General features: G+C 41.5%; 17 protein-coding genes. 1 reads left to right on the top strand and 16 read right to left on the bottom strand.

The features are described from left to right. Positions 1-64 precede the first annotated feature (64 nt). The 16 genes from EFB00_RS11345 to EFB00_RS11265 form a co-directional block, all read right to left on the bottom strand. The gene (locus tag EFB00_RS11345) at positions 65-820 is read right to left on the bottom strand and encodes an ABC transporter permease (protein ID WP_122646902.1); all 756 of its coding nucleotides are present in this window, start codon (positions 818-820) and stop codon (positions 65-67) included. Next, positions 804-1,742: an ATP-binding cassette domain-containing protein gene (locus EFB00_RS11340; protein ID WP_241153432.1), complete on the bottom strand. Its 939-nt coding sequence runs from the start codon at positions 1,740-1,742 to the stop codon at positions 804-806. Before EFB00_RS11340 ends, EFB00_RS11345 begins: the two co-directional genes overlap by 17 nt. A gap of 100 nt (positions 1,743-1,842) precedes the next feature. Continuing rightward, positions 1,843-2,442 carry a TetR/AcrR family transcriptional regulator gene (locus tag EFB00_RS11335; RefSeq protein WP_164709472.1) on the bottom strand — a complete coding sequence of 200 codons (600 nt, stop codon included), beginning with the start codon at positions 2,440-2,442 and terminating at the stop codon, positions 1,843-1,845. A gap of 311 nt (positions 2,443-2,753) precedes the next feature. Beyond that, positions 2,754-3,680 carry a cysteine synthase A gene (gene cysK / locus EFB00_RS11330; protein ID WP_122646899.1) on the bottom strand — a complete coding sequence of 309 codons (927 nt, stop codon included), beginning with the start codon at positions 3,678-3,680 and terminating at the stop codon, positions 2,754-2,756. Between the two features lie 266 nt (positions 3,681-3,946). Then, complete coding sequence (gene ribF / locus EFB00_RS11325) at positions 3,947-4,909, bottom strand: riboflavin biosynthesis protein RibF (RefSeq protein WP_122646898.1); 963 nt, start codon at positions 4,907-4,909, stop codon at positions 3,947-3,949. Continuing rightward, positions 4,906-5,841 carry a tRNA pseudouridine(55) synthase TruB gene (gene truB / locus EFB00_RS11320; RefSeq protein ID WP_122646897.1) on the bottom strand — a complete coding sequence of 312 codons (936 nt, stop codon included), beginning with the start codon at positions 5,839-5,841 and terminating at the stop codon, positions 4,906-4,908. Before truB ends, ribF begins: the two co-directional genes overlap by 4 nt. A gap of 275 nt (positions 5,842-6,116) precedes the next feature. Next, positions 6,117-6,464, bottom strand: coding sequence for a 30S ribosome-binding factor RbfA (gene rbfA / locus EFB00_RS11315; RefSeq protein ID WP_122646896.1), 348 nt, complete (start codon positions 6,462-6,464; stop codon positions 6,117-6,119). Positions 6,465-6,484: 20 nt separating this feature from the next. Further along, positions 6,485-9,106: a translation initiation factor IF-2 gene (infB, locus tag EFB00_RS11310; RefSeq protein WP_122646895.1), complete on the bottom strand. Its 2,622-nt coding sequence runs from the start codon at positions 9,104-9,106 to the stop codon at positions 6,485-6,487. A 12-nt stretch (positions 9,107-9,118) separates the two neighbouring features. Then, the gene (locus EFB00_RS11305; protein ID WP_122646894.1) at positions 9,119-9,421 is read right to left on the bottom strand and encodes a YlxQ-related RNA-binding protein; all 303 of its coding nucleotides are present in this window, start codon (positions 9,419-9,421) and stop codon (positions 9,119-9,121) included. Continuing rightward, positions 9,414-9,710, bottom strand: a complete 297-nt coding sequence (rnpM, locus tag EFB00_RS11300; RefSeq protein WP_122646893.1) for an RNase P modulator RnpM — start codon at positions 9,708-9,710, stop codon at positions 9,414-9,416. The genes EFB00_RS11305 and rnpM overlap by 8 nt, the downstream gene beginning before the upstream one ends. A gap of 21 nt (positions 9,711-9,731) precedes the next feature. Continuing rightward, positions 9,732-10,916, bottom strand: coding sequence for a transcription termination factor NusA (nusA, locus tag EFB00_RS11295; protein ID WP_122646892.1), 1,185 nt, complete (start codon positions 10,914-10,916; stop codon positions 9,732-9,734). 18 nt (positions 10,917-10,934) lie between these two features. Further along, the gene (rimP, locus tag EFB00_RS11290) at positions 10,935-11,408 is read right to left on the bottom strand and encodes a ribosome maturation factor RimP (protein WP_122646891.1); all 474 of its coding nucleotides are present in this window, start codon (positions 11,406-11,408) and stop codon (positions 10,935-10,937) included. 354 nt (positions 11,409-11,762) lie between these two features. Next, positions 11,763-13,703 carry a threonine--tRNA ligase gene (thrS, locus tag EFB00_RS11285; RefSeq protein WP_122646890.1) on the bottom strand — a complete coding sequence of 647 codons (1,941 nt, stop codon included), beginning with the start codon at positions 13,701-13,703 and terminating at the stop codon, positions 11,763-11,765. 356 nt (positions 13,704-14,059) lie between these two features. Continuing rightward, on the bottom strand, positions 14,060-14,239 hold the full coding sequence (locus EFB00_RS11275; RefSeq protein WP_122646889.1) for a 2-hydroxymuconate tautomerase: 180 nt from the start codon (positions 14,237-14,239) through the stop codon (positions 14,060-14,062). A 156-nt stretch (positions 14,240-14,395) separates the two neighbouring features. Then, entirely contained in the window at positions 14,396-14,959 is a 564-nt protein-coding gene (locus tag EFB00_RS11270) for a GDSL-type esterase/lipase family protein (RefSeq protein ID WP_122646888.1), read from the bottom strand. Positions 14,960-15,056: 97 nt separating this feature from the next. Then, positions 15,057-15,917, bottom strand: a complete 861-nt coding sequence (locus EFB00_RS11265; protein ID WP_122646887.1) for an aminoglycoside 6-adenylyltransferase — start codon at positions 15,915-15,917, stop codon at positions 15,057-15,059. Between the two features lie 114 nt (positions 15,918-16,031). Here EFB00_RS11265 and helD point away from each other — a divergent pair, with 114 nt between their 5' ends. Further along, positions 16,032-18,305 (top strand): RNA polymerase recycling motor HelD, encoded by a 2,274-nt coding sequence (helD, locus tag EFB00_RS11260; RefSeq protein ID WP_122646886.1) that lies wholly within the window; start codon positions 16,032-16,034, stop codon positions 18,303-18,305. The last annotated feature ends 102 nt before the right edge of the window (positions 18,306-18,407 follow it).

Genomic DNA, 18,407 nt, shown 5'->3' with positions numbered 1-18,407 from the left:
ACTTCTTGGATATTTTTTAAGTATTCTATTATCTCCCTACTATGATAATAGCTCAACTTTTTATTCAGGACTTTTCAGTCAATCGATTATATTTACCTAATGTAAGAAAAACAAAAAGCAGTAATAATCCAATCAGCCATGCACTTGCAACACGCAAATCATTTAGAGAAACATCGTTCATCAGCAAGCCGCGGATCGTTTCTGTGATAGGTGTGAAGGGAGATACTTCCGCAAAGTTGCGCAATACTTTCGGAAGAGTCTCTAACGGAACAAACCCACTGCTCAGGTAAGGCGCAAAAAGTAAAAACATTGGAAAAGCCGCCGCGGCCTCGGTCCCCACAGATAGCCCAATAAAAAAACTGATCCAGACGAGAGCGGCAGATGCCAACAATACAAACAAACCCAATACTAATCCATTAGATAAAGTCAGTTCTGGACTGAAACCTAGTAAGATCCCTACTGCGATCACTAAAAATACCGAGAACAGACTTTTTAACAAATAGATCGTTTGCTCTCCCCACAAAACTGAAGATTGTGTGATCGCCATCGTTTTAAAGCGATTCAAGATCCCCCGTTGCTTCATCGTGGATATTGTAACAGCAGCTCCAGCCGAGACTTGCCCAAGCCCTAAAACGATGATCCCCGGTACGATATAATCGATATAGTTTCCAGAAGCATCAATCGCACCGCCAAAAATATAAACAAAAGATAGTAAGATCATAACTGGTAGAACGGCCGTTGTAATCAATCCATCAAGATTACGGGAGTTCATTTTCCAGCTTCTTTTACTCATTATCGTCAAATCATGAAACCACTGCATGATTTCCCCTCCTTGTTAATTCCAAATATACATCTTCCAATGTCGGCTCCACCAACTGGATATCTTCGATCGCGATTCCAGCGGATGTCAGATTCGTGAAAATCGAAGATACTTTTTTAACTTTTTCAATAACAGGAATTTCTAATCTGTTTTCTGACAGCTCTTCCAAATGTTCTACTGCAAGGATTTTTTTGGCAGATTCCAATATATTTTTATCAGCAAATTTAAGCTGTATCTTGCTTTCCGGCAAACTTTTTTTCAACGTATCAACAGAACCTTCTGCAATAACTTTTCCTTGATTCATGATCGTTACGAAATCAGCCAAAACTTCAGCTTCCTCAAGATATTGAGTGGTTAAAAAAATCGTCATCCCTGAATCTTTTGCTAATTGATCGATCATTTCCCAAATGCGGCGGCGATTAGCAGGATCGATCCCGGTCGTCGGTTCATCTAAAAACAAAATCTTCGGATCCCCCAACAAACTGACTGCGATATCCAATCGGCGTTTCATTCCTCCTGAATAATTCGTAACTTTTTTATCGGCTGCTGCCTCTAATTCAAATTGTTTAAGAAGCTCAAGTGCCTTTGCTTTTGCTGCTTTTCTCGATAACGAATGAAGCTGTCCCAAAATCTCCAAATTTTCTCTGCCGGTCAGCTCCTCATCTAGCGCCGCGAACTGTCCGGTTACACTGATTTGCTTGCGGATACTTCTTTTTGCAGCCGCTGTTCCGTTATACAGTATTTCTCCTGATGTGGGTGTTAACAGTGTCGTCAACAAATGGATCGTCGTTGTTTTTCCAGCACCGTTTTCGCCTAATAATGCAAAAATCTTCCCGGATTCTACCTTGAAAGAGACTTGATTGACGGCTGGATATTGCCCGAATGTTTTTGTTAAATTCTTAACTTCAATTGCGTAAGTCATCGTTTTCCCTCTTTTCTTTATAATGAATGAACATATATTCATTATAAATCCAAAAAAATAATTGTCAATGGAAACTTCTTGCCATTGACAATTATTTACCTTACTTAATCAAAAAACGCAGAAATAGTTTTGTATCCGGTGATCGGTATTCCTCACCAAAAATCGTTGACATCAATCCGACACCTTGCGCACAACTAATATAGTGCATGGCTAAAGTCTGGGGATCCCCTTCAACGAACTGTCCTTTCTCTTGTCCGCGTATGATCAACTGCTTTAATGCCTCAATCAATTCTTTATCCGTATCCACCACTTCTTGCGGACCATTGTTTTCCTCAGCATTTGTAAAAATTGTTTGCGTGATCAACAAAAACAATTCGCTGGTCGTAGGATCTTCAGATATTTCTTTCAGCATCTCTGCTGTGGCCTCTTCTAAAATCTCCCGCGGGTCACCTTCTGTTAAAAAAATCAGTTTCATCGTTCGCAAACCTTCGATTGCTTCAAGGATGATCGCATCAAATAAGGCTTGCTTAGAAGGAAAATAACGATACGCTAATCCCGTACTCACTCCAGCTTCTTTAGCGATCGCCTGCATCGTTGTGTTGGCAAAAGAGTGCTTCGCAAATAAAGTGACCGCAGCATAGCGGATCTTATCTCTAGTTTGTGCCCGCATCGCTTCAAATCGCTCGGTTTGTTTGCTCAAAACCATTCCTCACTTCCATCTTTCTACTCTATATTCATTATAGGAGAATTTCATATATAATTCAATTTAAGGAATGAGTGAAAGGTTTTTTGTTTTCTCTTCCATTCCTGTGAATGAGATCTTACCGGATAAATTTACATTTTTCAACAAAAAAAGAGCTGTGAAAGCTCTCAAGCCGCTCATTAATCAAACCAATGAATATTACGCACATCACCATATTTTGTGATGACAGCTCCATATGATCCAATTATTTTGTTTGGCCTTTGTTTATCTCACAGACACTTTTTTTCCTGTTTATTTTTAATTATTGCTTATTCAAATTCATAAAGAACAGTGGATAGATAACGTTCTCCATTATCTGGTACGACCGCCAAGACTTTCTTGCCTTTTCCTAGACGTTTTGCAACTTCGATGGCGCCTTTGATAGCCGCACCAGAAGAGATCCCTACCAAGATGCCTTCTTGACTGCCGACTTTTCTGGCGGTTTCAAGAGCATCTTCGCTAGTAACTTGCAATACTTCTTGATAGCTGGCTTCGTCTAAAACTTCTGGAATAAATCCGGCAGAGATTCCTTGGATTTTGTGAGGTCCTGGTTTGCCGCCTGATAATACTGGAGATTCCGCGGATTCTACTGCGAAAATCTGTACATCAGGATTGGTTTCTTGCAACCGTTTTGCCACACCTGTGATCGTCCCGCCTGTACCAACTCCTGCTACAAAAGCGTCCAATCCGATTTCTTCCGCCGCTTCAGCGATCTCTTTTCCTGTTGTTTCATAATGGATCGTTGGGTTTGCCGGATTATCGAATTGTAATGGTAAGAACCAACCGTTTTCTTCTGCCAATTCCTTCGCTTTGGCGATCGCGCCTTTCATACCTTCTGCTCCGGGTGTCAAAACAAGTTTTGCGCCATAAGCTTGGATCAGTTTGCGGCGTTCGATAGAGAAAGTATCTGGTAAAACGATCACTACGTTATAACCTTTTGCTGCTCCCACAAAAGACAATCCGACACCAGTATTACCTGAAGTTGGTTCAACGATGGTTCCGCCAGCTTTTAATTTTCCATCTTTTTCAGCTTGTTCGATCATCGCCAATGCGATTCGATCTTTTACTGAACCTGCAGGATTATAAAATTCCAATTTCACGTAAACATCTGCCGCGTCTTCTGGAACGACATGATTTAGTTTTACGATAGGTGTTTCTCCAGTCAATTCTAAAATATTTTCAACGATTTTTGCCATACTCCTGCATCTCCCACTCAATTTTCCTATTTTAACTACTAATTTGATAACTACTTCACTGATTGGATTCATCATAACGTAACCTATCTTCTGGTTCAATATTTCACATGATAAGAAATAACACCTCATGATAACTATTATCTATCACGATCTTTTTTGCAAAGAAAATAATCATTAAAAAGACATCCCGGCTATCTGTCAAATCTGCAATATCTTGCAGACTTACTTGGATAGTTGAGATGTCTTTTCAGTAAGGATTTGAATCCTTATTTCTTTTCTTGTACTTGTTTTTTCTCATTAAAATAATTACGGGTAGCTTCTTCATCCGCATGGAGCTGGTCGATCAAAGCTTCTGCCCCATTAAACGCAACTTGATCACGCAGTAAATGCAGCCAGCGCACACGTACTTGTTCGCCGTAAATATCTTGATGGAAATCTAAGATATAAACTTCCACCGTCAATTCCCGGCCTTTACCGAATGTATCATTATGCCCAATGGAACCCATTGCCGGATACCAGCGATCTCCTACTTTTAATTCAGAAACGTAGACCCCTTCTTTAGGCAGGCGGCAAGTCGTTGTGTATTGGATGTTGGCAGTCGGAAAGCCTAATGTGCGGCCTCGCGCATCCCCATGGACGACAGTTCCTTCGATTTCATAAGAATAGCCTAACAGTCTGTTCGCTTCCTCCATGTCTCCTTCATCCAATAAATGGCGAATGCGTGTCGAACTAATTTTTTCCCCTTCGTCTGTTTCCTTAGCGACGGTTACTACCGTAAAACGGTTTTTGGCGTATTCCGGAAGATGGGCAACATCGGCGATATCTTTCGGTCCATACGTATAATCAAATCCTGTAACAGCAAATTTTGCATGCAGATCCACGATATATTGGTCCACAAATTCTTGTGGCTTCAAGCTGGAAAAAGCCGATGTAAACTCGATTTCATATAAATAATCCACACCTAAAGATTCCATTATCCCTTCTTTTTGTGAAAGATTCGTAAGATATTTCATCGTATCGGGATCGATTTTTTGGAAAACAATGGAAGGATGTTGATTAAATGTCATAACTGCTAACTTTAATCCTTGTTCTTCTGCGATCTGTTTGCCTTTTTGGATTACTTTTTGATGTCCTTTATGAACGCCGTCAAAAAATCCCAAAACTAAAACAATATCTTCATCAGGAATTTGTGCTGGATCATAAGGATGTCTGATCGTGATTATTTTCATAGTGATTCTCCTAACTCTGTGCGGAACATTTTCATTGGTTTCAATATATTATCGCGCTGTTCGTGAGGCTGATAAATCCCTACAACGTATTGGTGAAAAAAAACAGCGATAGGTTGTTTCGGCATTTCTGCCAAATTAAATTCGTGATAGGTAAGTGGTCGGCCATTTTTGACCTTCTGCCATAACTCATCAGAAATATCGACTCTTTGAAATTCCTTCACGCCATATTCTAAAGGCAATAGATATTCTTGCAGTTGATCCGCTTCAAACTTTTCCTGTACCTCTTTCAAGGTGATTGCTTGTTCTTTGGTAAAACCGCCGCTTGCCGTGCGCGTTAATTCTGACATATGAGCCGCTGCCTGCAATAATTTACCGGTATCTACCGCCAATGTGCGGACATAGGTACCTTTTCCGCACACCACTTGAAAACGCCATGACTGGGTCTGTTTTTCTTGATCCCAAACCGGTTCAGAGATCCGTTCAAAAGAATCGATCTGAGCTTTTCTTTGGGGACGTTCCACTGTTTCACCGGCACGGGCGTATTCGTATAATCGGCGTCCATTTACTTTGACAGCTGAAAACATCGGCGGAATCTGTGTGATCTCACCAGTCAATTGAGCCATTGCCTGATCGATCTTCTCTGTTGTAAATGGCTGTTTGATAGGCGTTCTTTCGATGACCTCTCCAGAAGCATCTTCCGTAGCAGTCGCAAAACCGACCGTGATCTCACCGGTGTACGTTTTTCCTGAAGACATTAAAAACTCCACCATCTTGGTTCCTTTACCGATACAGATCGGCAAAACGCCCGCTACATCAGGATCAAGGGTACCGCTGTGTCCGATTTTTTTTGTATGTAAAATTTTTCGTAATTTGAAAACACAATCATGACTTGTCATGCCGCGTTCTTTCCAAAGAGGTAAAATCCCGTCCATACTGCACCTCGTTCTTATTTATTCAACTGGATTATTATAGCACATTCTAAAAAAAGATAATAATCAAGCGCAAAAATCAATAACTGCATCGACAAAAAAAGATCCGAATAATAGCTGTCCCTCTGTCATACTTATGACAAAGCGCTGATCACAAAAGCGATCTTGCTATCATTCGGATCTTTCTCTTCAAAAAGGAGATCTGATTCCATCATACCAAGAATGACGAATAATATACCGTCGAACGGTTGGATATTTCAGATAGATCTCCCTTTAGATTAATCTTTGTGCAGATTGCGAAGCATTTCGTCGATTTTATTACCGTACTCTACCGATTCATCCAACTCGAAAGTCAGTTCCGGTGTTTTATACAGCGTTAGGACTTGACCTAATTCACGACGGATCAATCCTGTCGCTTTTTCTAAGCCTTGTTGCGCCTTTTGTTTTTCTGATGCCAGATCAGAAAGGATACTGTAATAAATCGTTGCTTGCTGCAAATCTCCCGTCACACGTACATCAGTGATCGTTACCTCTTGAACACGAGGGTCACGAACTCTTTTACGCAAGATTTGGTTGACTTCTTTTTGGATCTCTTGCGCTACTCTACGATCACGATAATTGGCCATATTAACGACCTCCTTTGTGATTATTTAGGTTTGATTTCTTCCATCACGTAGCCTTCAATGATATCGTCTATTTTGATGTCATTGAATTTTTCAATCATGGCGCCACATTCAAAGCCCATTTTGACTTCTTTGACGTCATCTTTGAAACGTTTCAAGCTAGCTAGCACGCCTTCGTAAATTACGATACCGTCACGAATGACCCGGACACCGCTGTCGCGGCGGATCGATCCTTCTGTTACGTAACAACCGGCGATCGTGCCGACTTTAGAAACTTTATATGTTTCGCGAACGATCATTTGACCAGTGATTTTTTCTTCGAATTCAGGATCAAGCATCCCTTTCATCGCTGTTTCGATCTCTTCGATCGCTTTGTAAATGATACGATGCAAACGAATGTCGACTTCTTCTGATTCGGCTTGTTGTTTTGCTTGCGGCGTTGGTCGCACGTTGAACCCGATAATGATCGCATTACTTGCGGCTGCCAAGGTCACATCACTTTCATTGATAGCACCGACTGCTGAATGGACGATGTTTACTCGCACACCCTCTACATCGATTTTCTTCAATGAAGCGGCTAAAGCTTCAGCTGAACCTTGAACGTCAGCTTTGATGATGACGTTGACATCCTTCAATTCGCCTTCTTTCAAGCTTTCGAACAATGTGTCCAATGTCACGCGGCTATTTGATGCCCGTTGTTCCATCAACGCACGTTTTGCCCGTTCTTCACCGGCCGCGCGGGCTGTTTTTTCATCTTCAAAGACAACGAAATGATCGCCGGCTTGAGGAACATCATTCAATCCAGTGATTTCAACTGGTGTTGCTGGACCAGCTGCTTTGTCACGACGACCTAGATCGTTGGTCATTACCCGGACACGTCCGTAAGTATTCCCAACAACGATCGGATCACCGACACGCAGCGTACCTTGTTGAACAAGAAGTGTGGAAACTGGTCCTTTCCCTTTATCCAAACGTGCTTCGATCACTGTACCGATCGCCCGTTGTGTTGGATCAGCTTTCAAGTCTTCCACTTCAGCGACTAATAGGATCATTTCCAATAATTCGTCGATGTTTTGACCAAATTTCGCTGAGATTTCTACAAAGATCGTGTCGCCGCCCCATGCTTCAGGAATCAATTCGTATTCGCTCAATTCTTGCATTACATGTTGTGGGTTTGCGCCTGGTTTGTCGATTTTGTTCACGGCAACGATAATTGGAACTTTCGCTGCTTTTGCGTGGTTGATAGCTTCCACCGTTTGCGGCATTACGCCATCATCTGCGGCAACTACTAAGATCGTGATATCAGTGATACTTGCTCCCCGTGCACGCATGCTGGTAAACGCCGCGTGTCCTGGTGTATCCAAGAAAGTGATTGGTTTGCCATCGATATCGATTTGGTACGCTCCGATATGCTGTGTGATCCCGCCGGCTTCTCCGCTGGTTACACGTGAATGACGCAATGTGTCCAACAATGTTGTTTTCCCGTGATCGACGTGACCCATGATCGTTACAACTGGTGGACGTGAAACAAGATTTTCTTCGTTCAATTCTTCTGGTTCGAAGAATTTGTCGATATCAGCAATATCCACTTGTACTTTTTCTTGTGCTTCGATACCATAATCAGCTGCTAAAAGCTCGATCGTATCTTTGTCTAATGGTTGGTTTTGATTGACCATAACCCCCATCAAGAACAGCTTTTTAATGATCTCAGCTGGTTCGCGATAGATTTTTTTCGAAATTTCGGCTACGTTCATTCCTTCTGTGTATTCTAATACATCAGGCAATTCACGGAATTTACGTGGTGGAACAGCAGGTTTTTGTGCTGTTTGCTGTTTGCCTTTTTTGCCTTTTTTATTGAATCTGTTGCGGTTTTGGTTACCGAAGTTACCGCCGCGGTTATTATTGAAGTTGCTTTTTCCGCGGTTATTCGTATTGCGTTTATTTTGATCTTGTCCGCTTGTTCCACCTTGTCCGCTGCGGGTTTGACCTTGAGCTTGTGTTTGCGCTCCTTGAGGTCGTTGTGCTGCAGGCTGATTGCGGCGATCTTGTGTTTGATTTTGTTTTTGTGTTGGTTTTTGATTCTGTGTTGGTTTTTGATTCATAGATCTCCCTAACTGTGTTTGTGATTGTGTTGCTTGCGGACGACCTTGATTTTGCGGTCTTTGTCCTTGATTTTGCGGTCTAGAACCAGTTTGTCCTTGACCTTGGTTATTTTGTGTATTGTTTTGGTTTGTCCGACGATTACCTTGTTGGTTTCCTCGGTTTTGATTTTGTTCTTTTGGCTGTTCGTTTCGTTGTGATTGCTTTCCTTGTACTGGACGACTAGGTTTATTACGATTTTGAAAGTTCGGGTTGTTTCGTTGTGTTTGATATTTCTTTTGTCCTGGTTTTGCTTCTTGATTAGAAGGCTGGTTCTCTGGTTTTTGGGTTGCAGGTTTGCGTCTATTCTCTTGCTGTCTGTTTTCAGGAGTTGCTTGTTTAGCGGTTCCTCCGCTCAATGTTTGGCGTAATTTTTTTTCTTCACCGTCTGAGATGGATCCCATATGGTTTTTGACATCGAAACCTAAAGACTGCGCCTTTTCAACAAGCTCTTTACTTGATTTATTCATTTCTTTTGCAAGTTCATAAATTCGTTTTTTTCCCATGCAATCACCTTCCTAACCTTGTATTAATTCCTCGATTCTCTTTCCGAAGCCCTGATCCATCACAGCGATCACCATTCGAGGTTTGCCAATGGCTTGGCTGAGTTCATCAGCAGTCAATCCGTCAAAGCAGGGAATTTTGTAATAAGTACTTTTATCTTTGATTTTTTTTTGTGTATTTTTACCAGCGTCATGAGCAATCAAAACGATCGCAGCTTTTTGTCCGCGGATCTCTTTGATGACCAATTCTTCGCCGGTAACCAGTTTACCAGCTCGCATTGCCAGCCCCAACATGTTTAATACTTTCGTCTTATTCATTTTTGAACAGCTCGCGTCGTGCTTTTTGGTGAGTTACATAATCCAGAAGTTCTTGATAAAATTCATCAGATAAAGTTGTTTCCAACACGCGGTCAAGAATCTTTTTGTCCCACGCCATTTGGACTTCTTCCGGTTCGATCGCTACATATGCGCCTCGTCCCGGCATTTTTCCAGTAGGATCGATGGCAACTTCTCCTTCTTTGGAGCGAGTGATCCGGATCAATTCTTTTTTAGGTTTCATCTCGCCGGAAACAACCGATTTACGTAAAGGAATTTTGCGTTTTTTCATCATTTTCCCCTCGCTAACTTCTTACTTATCGTCAAAATTGATATTTTCGTAGTCATCCGCCGTCATATCAGGAGTGATGGTTTGGTCGTCTGTGATTTCAGAAGCATCTGTAGATTCAACTGTTTCACCCGCATCTACGTAATCACCGTCTTCGATTTTCGCATAAAAATCTTCCATATCAGATTCTGATTTGATGTCGATTTTGAAACCAGTCAATTTTGCAGCTAAACGGGCATTTTGTCCACGTTTACCGATCGCTAAAGATAATTGGTAGTCAGGCACCACAACTGTGCAGACTTTCGGATTTTCTAAATCGAAGATCACATCAACGACTTGTGCTGGATTCAATGCATTGGCGATATAAACCGCTGGATCTTCGTTCCATTCCACGATATCCATATTTTCGCCTTTCAATTCGTTGACGATAGCTTGTACCCGTTGTCCTTTAGGTCCGACACATGTTCCCACTGGGTCGATGTTCGGGTCATTTGAACGTACGGAAACTTTTGAACGATCGCCAGCTTCGCGAGCGATGCTTACGATTTCGACAGTTCCATCATACACTTCCGGTACTTCTTGTTCAAATAAGCGGCGCAACAGATCTGGATGGCTGCGGCTTACAAAAACTTGAGGACCTTTTGATGTATTTTCCACACGAGAAACATACACTTTGATGCGGTCATGAGGTTGGTAAAACTCGTTTGGCATTTGATCTTGTTTTGACAAAACAGCTTCGATCTTGCCTAGGTTGACATAGATGTAACGGTGATCTTGACGTTCCACGATCCCTTGCATGATGTCTTTTTCGTAGGCGCTGAATTCATTATAGATAATGTTGCGTTCTGCTTCTCTCACCCGTTGCAAAATCACTTGTTTTGCGGTTTGAGCCGCGATACGTCCGAAATCTTTCGGTGTTACTTCAAAACGGATCTTGTCGCCGATTTCATAAGCTGGATTGATCAATAAAGCGTCTTTCAAAGAAACTTCCAATTGTGAATCCATTACTTCCTCAGTTACTTCTTTTACCGCATAGACATGGATGTTGCCTTTCTTTTGATCGAATTCCACTTCAACGTTTTGTGCTTGTCCATAGTGGCGTTTGTAAGCTGAAACTAAAGCCGCTTCAAGTGCTTCGATAACGATTTCTTTCGAGACCCCTTTTTCCGCTTCCAATGCATCCAGTGCATTCAACATTTCTTTACTCATTTTTTGATTCCTCCGTGATTAAAATTGAATAGCTAAACGAGCTTTAGCAATATTTTTCCGCTCAAAAGTAATCTCTTTTTCTCTCGTTTTGATGCGAACTTTCATAGTCATTTTGTCATCGTCAAAAGATTGCAAAAAGCCTTCATATTGTTTTTCGCCATCTACTGGCTGATAAAACGATACATGGATGTATTCGCCAAGTGCTTTTTCATAATCGCTTTCTTTTTTTAAGGGGCGCTCAGCACCAGGAGAAGAAACTTCCAAAAAATAAGCTTGCGGAATCGGATCAGGATCGCAGGCGTCTAATTTTTCGCTTAACTTTTCACTGACATAGGCACATTCTTCAATATCGATTCCGCCTTCTTTGTCGATGAAAACCCGCAAGAACCAACTCTTTCCTTCTTTCACAAATTCAACTTCTACCAACTCAAAATTTTGTTCCTCCAAGATGGGTGTTACCAAATCAGTAACTGTTTCCACCACTGTACTCAAAATTTTTTCGCCTCCTTTAAATTAACGACTTTCACTCATGAAAAAGAGTGAGCGAAAATTCCGCTCACTCACTTCAAGTATCATTACCATAACAAACTATACCATAAAAAATGAGAAAACTCAAGGTACAATCACTTATTCTGTAAGCACTCCGAGTTTTCTTTAAAATTTCAAAATAATTTTCTTGTTGGATTTTCTTTTATTCGTCTGCAACTCTATGAAAAAAAGGAACGCAACACAAGATTTTTGCTTCCTTTATTTCGAATACCCACTTGTCTATGCAGTATGTGCTGCAAACAGGTATTCAAATCGTTCAGCAGTGACTTGTGTTGCGATTCCTTCTGATGATTACTTTTATTGACGGCTGTAGTTTTGCACTTCAGCTGCGATCGCGTCTACGAAAATATTCAGCTCTTCAACAGCTGTTTCTTTACTGCCGTAGCGGCGGACATTGACAGTCGCGTCTTCAACTTCTTTATCTCCCACTACTAATTGGTAAGGGATCTTGTGAGTTTGAGAAGCGCGGATCTTGTACCCCATTTTTTCATTGCGATCATCAACTTCGACGCGGATTCCGCGGCTTTGCAGACGTTCTTTGATTTCATAGGCATAATCACTGTGGGCATCGACTGACACAGGAATGATCGTTGCTTGGACTGGCGCCAACCAAGTTGGGAATGCGCCTTTGTAGACTTCTGTCAGATAAGCAACAAAGCGTTCCATTGTCGAAACGATCCCCCGGTGGATAACCACTGGACGATGAGTATTTTCCCCGTCTTCACCAACATAAGTCAAATCAAAACGTTCTGGCAGCAAGAAGTCTAATTGGATCGTTGAAAGTGTTTCTTCCATACCCAAAGCTGTTTTAACTTGGACGTCCATTTTAGGACCGTAGAATGCAGCTTCGCCTTCTGCCTCGAAATAATCCAAACCTAATTCGTCCATTGCTTCTTTCAACATTGTTTGTGCGTTTTCCCACATCGCATCGTCATCGAAATATTTGTCTGTGTTGTTAGGATCACGATAGCTTAAACGGAAACGATAGTCTGTGATATTGAAATCTTTGTAAACTGAGACCATCAAATCAAGTGTCCGTTTGAATTCTTCTTTGATTTGATCTGGACGAACAAAAGTATGACCATCATTCAACGTCATTTCCCGAACCCGTTGCAGACCGGATAGCGCGCCGGATTTTTCATAACGGTGCATCATACCAAGTTCAGCGATCCGGATCGGTAATTCACGGTAAGAATGGATTTGGTTTTTGTAGACCATCATGTGATGAGGGCAGTTCATTGGACGCAAGACCAGCATTTCACCGTCTCCCATATCCATTGGCGGGAACATATCTTCATGATAATGATCCCAGTGTCCTGAAGTTTTATACAGATTTACGTCAGCCATGATCGGTGTATAGACATGTTGATAGCCTAAGCTGACTTCTTTATCTACAATATAACGTTCGATAGTACGGCGGATCGTTGCGCCTTTTGGCAGCCAGAATGGCAGACCGGAACCGACTTCTTGGGAGATCATAAACAAGTCTAATTCTTTCCCTAATTTGCGGTGGTCGCGTTCTTTCGCTTCTTCTCTTTGTTTGATGAATTCTTTCAAATCTTTTTTATCGAAGAAGGCTGTTCCGTACACCCGTTGCATCATGTGATTGTCCGAGTTGCCCCGCCAGTAAGCGCCGGCTACGGATAAAAGTTTGAAGACTTGGATACGTCCTGTTGAAGGCACGTGAGGTCCACGGCACAAATCAACAAATTCGCCTTGGCGATAAGCAGTGATAACTTCATCATCAGGCAATTCGTTGATCAGTTCTTCCTTGTAAGGATCACCGGCAAATAATTCCAATGCTTCATTTTTAGAAAGAACGTGGCGTTCGATAGGCAGATTTTCTTTAACGATCTTCATCATTTCTGCTTCGATCGCTGGCAGATCTTCGGCTGTGATAGGATGTTCGCCGTTATCTGTATCGTAATAAAAACCGGAATCAATAGCTGGACCTACACCAAAATGGATATTAGGGAACAGGCGACGCATCGCTTGAGCCATTAAATGAGCCGCAGAATGACGGACTAAAGGCAGTGCTTCTTCTTGATCAGGTGTGATGATTTCGATTGCGGCATCTTCTTCGATTGGACGATTCAAATCAACTAATTGACCGTTGACTTTGCCGGCTAGAGCTTTTTTAGCCAGACTTTTAGAAATGCTTTCTGCAACATCTTTGGTTGAGACACCAGATTCAAACTCCTTAACAGCGCCATCTGGAAATGTGATTTTGATTGACATAAAAATTTCCTCCTTGAATGATTTGATCAATGAACACTTTTGATCCTGTTTCGACCCTTGCGGCTAACAAATTTTCAAATAAAAAAAGTCCCAGCATCGCATTGCGACACTAGGACGAAAATTCGTGGTTCCACCTAATTTTAAACACAGACTGTGTTCCTTAAGCGTGATAACGGAACGACCGCCCTTGTTTCCACAAGGGTCTCAAAAGTGGTCCGCCTTTGGTTTTCTTCCGGAAAATTTTCAGCCGTGATTTTCCTCTCTTATGGAAGACTCTCAAATTTGGTTGTCTTTTTCATCAATCATTTATAGGTTCATTTAAGCACTAATCATCAAAAATTGCAAGAAAGAATCGTTTATTCTTTCCAATTTCCGCCTACACCATAAGTGCCTTTTTTCATTTCATTGACGATGACATGGATATGCTCTTTGGGTGCTCCGGTATTTTTGTGGACCGCCTCAGTGATATCTTTCATCATTCCTTCTAGTTGTTCATTGCTTCTTCCTTCAACCAATTCAACGTGAACAAATGGCATAATTACTCCCCTTTTCGCTATTTACTGTAATTTTTCAGTGATCTTTTCACCATCACATTCCTTATTATATACATCATTTTTACGAAAAGGCAATCTGCTCCTAAGATTTTGCGGAAAAAGTCTTTTTGCCGCAATCATCCTTACTGAAAGAAAATTTTAGAGATAGCGGATAATGATATCAGAAAGCAGGTCGTATCCTTCTTTGCCGAAATGCAGGCCATCTTTCACCGTGCCATTGATGATTTTTTTGAAATCCGGCTGATTGATGATTTCCGTATAAAAATCAATGACGACACAACTTTCACTGTTAGCTGTTTCTGTCAGGACATTGATATAGTCTTTGATCAACTCATTATTGCGGAATTTCTGCTTTTTCTCATCTACTGCGGGCGGTGTAATAAAGTAGATTTGATCTGATTTGTATTTTTCTTTGAGTTCACTGATGATCCATTGCAGATTCTCTCGATAAATGGTTTTAGGGATCTGTTTGTTTAGGGCCAGATCGTTCGTACCGATCAAAATAAAGATTTTATCGATTCCTTGATAGCTCATTACATCTTTTTCAAACCGTTGGATCAAATCATTGGTATTGTTGCCGCTGATGGCGGTATTGATGATTTTGATCCCCGGAACTTTCTTTTTCAAATAATGATTCAGCATCGGTTCTTTCAATGATTCTTTGCGGGCGATCAGACTATCACCTGTTACTAGGATTTTCATGCACTCACGTCCTTTTAGAAAAATTCAGCTTCTTCTTCTAGCATACTGATTTTTACCAAGAAAATAAAAGAAAATGAACTTACAGATAGCTCACCGTTCAATCCTCTTTTGTTTGTAAATACCATTTTCTGGCATAAGCCATCACATTTTCCGCTGTCTGCGCGTCATAGAAAAATCCTTCCCGAGCGGCAAATGCCAGCGCTTCTTGATGAAAAAAAGCCTCCGTTTCAAACAACGCTTGCCAGATCTTTTCTTCAGATGACAGATCTCGGATTTTCAGCAGCAATTCCTGTTCATTTTCAGTAAGATAATTCGGCAGATATTTATAGTTTTTCCCGACACTGATCGCATAATTTTTGCTGTCTGCGGCATGCCAGCTCAATAAACGCAAAAGTTCTTGCTGACAATTTTCATAAAGATGATCAGATGCATACAGCAATTCTTTACGTGCCAAACCTTTTACCACATAGGTCGTGACCCACCAAAACTCATTGCAGCAATCTGCAAATTCCTCTCTGGTAGGTTTTTTCACCCAGTAAGCTTGATCACTGGGCCGTTCCACATCAGGAAAAATATGACAGGGATCGTAAAGAACAGAAAGCATGGCTTCTTCTTTTAAGACGCTTTCTACCTCTGAAAAAGGACAAAGCATCAGATCGATACGATCACCTTCTTCAAACAACATTAAAAAAGTAAATCGCTGTCCCAGTGTCGGCGGGAATAAACTCATTTCTTCCGGACACTGCATGATCAGCCGTTTACCGAATCTATCCAGCCATCTTCGATCCTTTAAAAGACTGTCTTTGTCATTTACCACATAGACAATGTCATAATCTTGAAATTCATCTTTTGGCGCGTTGGGATTGACCCGCGAGCCTGACATCGCCACAGCGACTACTTGCGGCAAGTCCTTGGCTACTTGCAAAATCAATTCCAAACGTTCATCTTCATTTCTCATCTGCTTCACCGCCCTTTTCTTTATTTTACCATAGAAATTTTTTCTCTCGGCAAGCATCATTCTTTTGTGCTATAATTTTATGTCTTGATTTTTTTAAGGAGGCATATCGATTTTATGAATGAAAAAGCGAAAGAACAGCTGCATGTGGATGAAACCATTGCGTTGATCCAAGCAGAACAGCAGCTATTAGAAAAACAACAGCAAGCACTGACAAGCACTGTACAAGAGGAATTAAAGGGGATCGCTGATAAAACGATCCGCGGCGGTTCTGACGAAGCCTTCTATGAATCTGCGGTTGAATATCGGCAGCATGAACAGGAATTATTGCTGAAATATCATACCGCCGAATCACAGCAAAAAAGGATCAAAACATTAAAAACAATGAGCAACAACCCGTACTTTGCCCGTATCGATTTTCGAGAAGAAAGCGACACGGAAACATTGTATCTAGGGATCGCCTCTTTGCGGGACCCGCAAGAAGAAACCATCGTCATCGACTGGCGGGCACCCATCGCCAATCTCTATTATGAAGGTGAATTGGGACCGACTTTTTATGAGACGGATCATGATCGGTTTGACGTGGAACTTCTTTTGAAACGCCAATTCAAGATCCAAGAAGGTCAGATCCTTTCAATGGTAGACACTTCTGAAGTGATCAATGATGAATTTCTTTTGGAGATCCTTGATGAAGCCTCGTCTTCTCAAATGAAAAATATCGTTTCTACGATCCAAAAAGCGCAAAACCAAATCATTCGCGATACCCACAGCAAGGTCATGTTGATCGAAGGGATCGCCGGCAGCGGAAAAACTTCGGCACTATTGCAGCGGATCGCTTTTCTTTTGTATCGACATCGCAAATGGCTGGATGACAAACAAGTCTTGCTTTTCTCACCAAACCATTTGTTTTCTGATTACATTTCAATGGTCTTGCCCTCGCTAGGTGAAAGCGAAGTACCGACACGTACCTTCCGGATGTTTATGGCGCAATTGTTGCCGAACTTCGAAATCGAAAAAGAACTGCAATTAGAAGAGATTTTCTTATCCGGCAAAGAACAAAAAGCCGAACGTCTAAAAAGCGGATTAGCGTTAGTCAAAGAAATAAAACGTTACGGAAAAAGCATCACCAATTATGGTCCTCTTTTCCGCTCCTTGAAGATCAAAGGCGAGGTCAAGATCTCCGCGAAACAGATCCGCCAGTGGTATCAGGAAACCAATCCTGCATTGCCTTTATATCAGCGGACACAACTATTGCAAACGAAATTATTGAAAAAAATCGGCGGTCTGCAAAAAGACGAAGCCAAAAAACAATGGGTCAAAGAGCTGACAGAAGAAAAATTGCAGGATTATTTTACGGACCATCCTAATCAGGAATACACGGAAGAAACAGAACGAAGATTGCGAAACCAGATTCGTAAACAAATCGTGCAGCGTTATTTCCGCGGGATGAGCCGTATGATCAACCAGTTCCAATTTATCAATTATTCCAAGCAATACCTGCATTTTCTGCAATCTGTACCGAAAGCGAGTTTGTCCTCAGCAGGATTGTCTGAAGAAGAATGGACAGCCTCCATTCTTGAAACAAGAGACAAATTAAAGAATAAGGCTCTTTCCCAAGAAGATGCTGTTTTATTCTTTTTATTGGCAAAAGAACTTTATCCAATCAACGTTTCGCAAAAAGCCCGCTTTATTTTTATCGATGAGATGCAGGACTTTCCGCCAGCCCAAGTCGCCCTTTTGCGTCAGCTTTATCCTAATGCCAGCCTGACACTTTGCGGCGACCTCAATCAAAAGGTCTTCGGTAATGAAACGATCGTCGGTTCATTGAACGAGCTGTTTCCAACTGAACAAGTGACTCGTTACCAACTGACCACCAGCTACCGTTCCACCAAAGAGATCACTGATTTTGCCAATCAATTTTTATCGCAAGAAGACCGCGTGGAATTGACTGCCAGAAAAGGTGATCTGCCATCCGTTTTCGAAGCGAAAACGAATCAACAGGCACTTGGATTATTGGAGGAAATGATCCAAGACAAAGCCAAAGAACGCTTCTGGCGTACCGCGATCATCTGTAAAACTGCCGAAGAATGTGCAGAGCTCTATGACAGCCTTGCTCCTGAAGTTCAAGAAAAAGTGCAGCTGATCATTTCAGAAGATACCTTTATGAAAAAAAATCTTATGATCATCCCGGCCTTTTTAGCAAAAGGTTTGGAATTCGATCGCGTCTTTGCCTGGAATATCGGCACCAATTTTGAAACAGAGCAGGATCAATTGATTCTTTATACTATCGCTACGCGGGCGATGCATCAATTGGTATTGATCGCCCCTGAAGAAACAAGCAGATTTTTAACTTCTGCTGATCCTCTGACTTATCAAAAAACATTTATCTAACCGCCCAATCGGGTCAAATCAAACCATAAAAAATAACCGAACACTGGAAGTTGCCGCTCATTCCAGTGTCCGGTTATTTTATTGTAATGTATAATTGCTGTT

The organism is Enterococcus mediterraneensis, assembly GCF_900604485.1.
Classification (GTDB): Bacteria; Bacillota; Bacilli; order Lactobacillales; family Enterococcaceae; genus Enterococcus_C; species Enterococcus_C mediterraneensis.
The sequence above is the reverse complement of the archived record's forward strand: the minus strand, read 5'-3'. Positions and strand labels throughout refer to the sequence as shown.

Bases quoted from the DNA above. Each gene is read 5' to 3' on its own strand.
- rbfA (WP_122646896.1), bottom strand. From the start codon at position 6,464: ATGGCCAATTATCGTGATCGTAGAGTAGCGCAAGAGATCCAAAAAGAA.
- thrS (WP_122646890.1), bottom strand. From the start codon at position 13,703: ATGTCAATCAAAATCACATTTCCAGATGGCGCTGTTAAGGAGTTTGAA.
- cysK (WP_122646899.1), bottom strand. From the start codon at position 3,680: ATGGCAAAAATCGTTGAAAATATTTTAGAATTGACTGGAGAAACACCT.
- ribF (WP_122646898.1), bottom strand. From the start codon at position 4,909: ATGAAAATAATCACGATCAGACATCCTTATGATCCAGCACAAATTCCT.
- rnpM (WP_122646893.1), bottom strand. From the start codon at position 9,710: ATGAAAAAACGCAAAATTCCTTTACGTAAATCGGTTGTTTCCGGCGAG.
- EFB00_RS11340 (WP_241153432.1), bottom strand. From the start codon at position 1,742: ATGACTTACGCAATTGAAGTTAAGAATTTAACAAAAACATTCGGGCAA.
- infB (WP_122646895.1), bottom strand. From the start codon at position 9,106: ATGGGAAAAAAACGAATTTATGAACTTGCAAAAGAAATGAATAAATCA.
- helD (WP_122646886.1), top strand. From the start codon at position 16,032: ATGAATGAAAAAGCGAAAGAACAGCTGCATGTGGATGAAACCATTGCG.
- EFB00_RS11265 (WP_122646887.1), bottom strand. From the start codon at position 15,917: ATGAGAAATGAAGATGAACGTTTGGAATTGATTTTGCAAGTAGCCAAG.
- nusA (WP_122646892.1), bottom strand. From the start codon at position 10,916: ATGAGTAAAGAAATGTTGAATGCACTGGATGCATTGGAAGCGGAAAAA.
- EFB00_RS11305 (WP_122646894.1), bottom strand. From the start codon at position 9,421: ATGAATAAGACGAAAGTATTAAACATGTTGGGGCTGGCAATGCGAGCT.
- truB (WP_122646897.1), bottom strand. From the start codon at position 5,841: ATGGACGGGATTTTACCTCTTTGGAAAGAACGCGGCATGACAAGTCAT.
- EFB00_RS11275 (WP_122646889.1), bottom strand. From the start codon at position 14,239: ATGCCATTTGTTCACGTTGAATTGGTTGAAGGAAGAAGCAATGAACAA.
- EFB00_RS11345 (WP_122646902.1), bottom strand. From the start codon at position 820: ATGCAGTGGTTTCATGATTTGACGATAATGAGTAAAAGAAGCTGGAAA.
- EFB00_RS11270 (WP_122646888.1), bottom strand. From the start codon at position 14,959: ATGAAAATCCTAGTAACAGGTGATAGTCTGATCGCCCGCAAAGAATCA.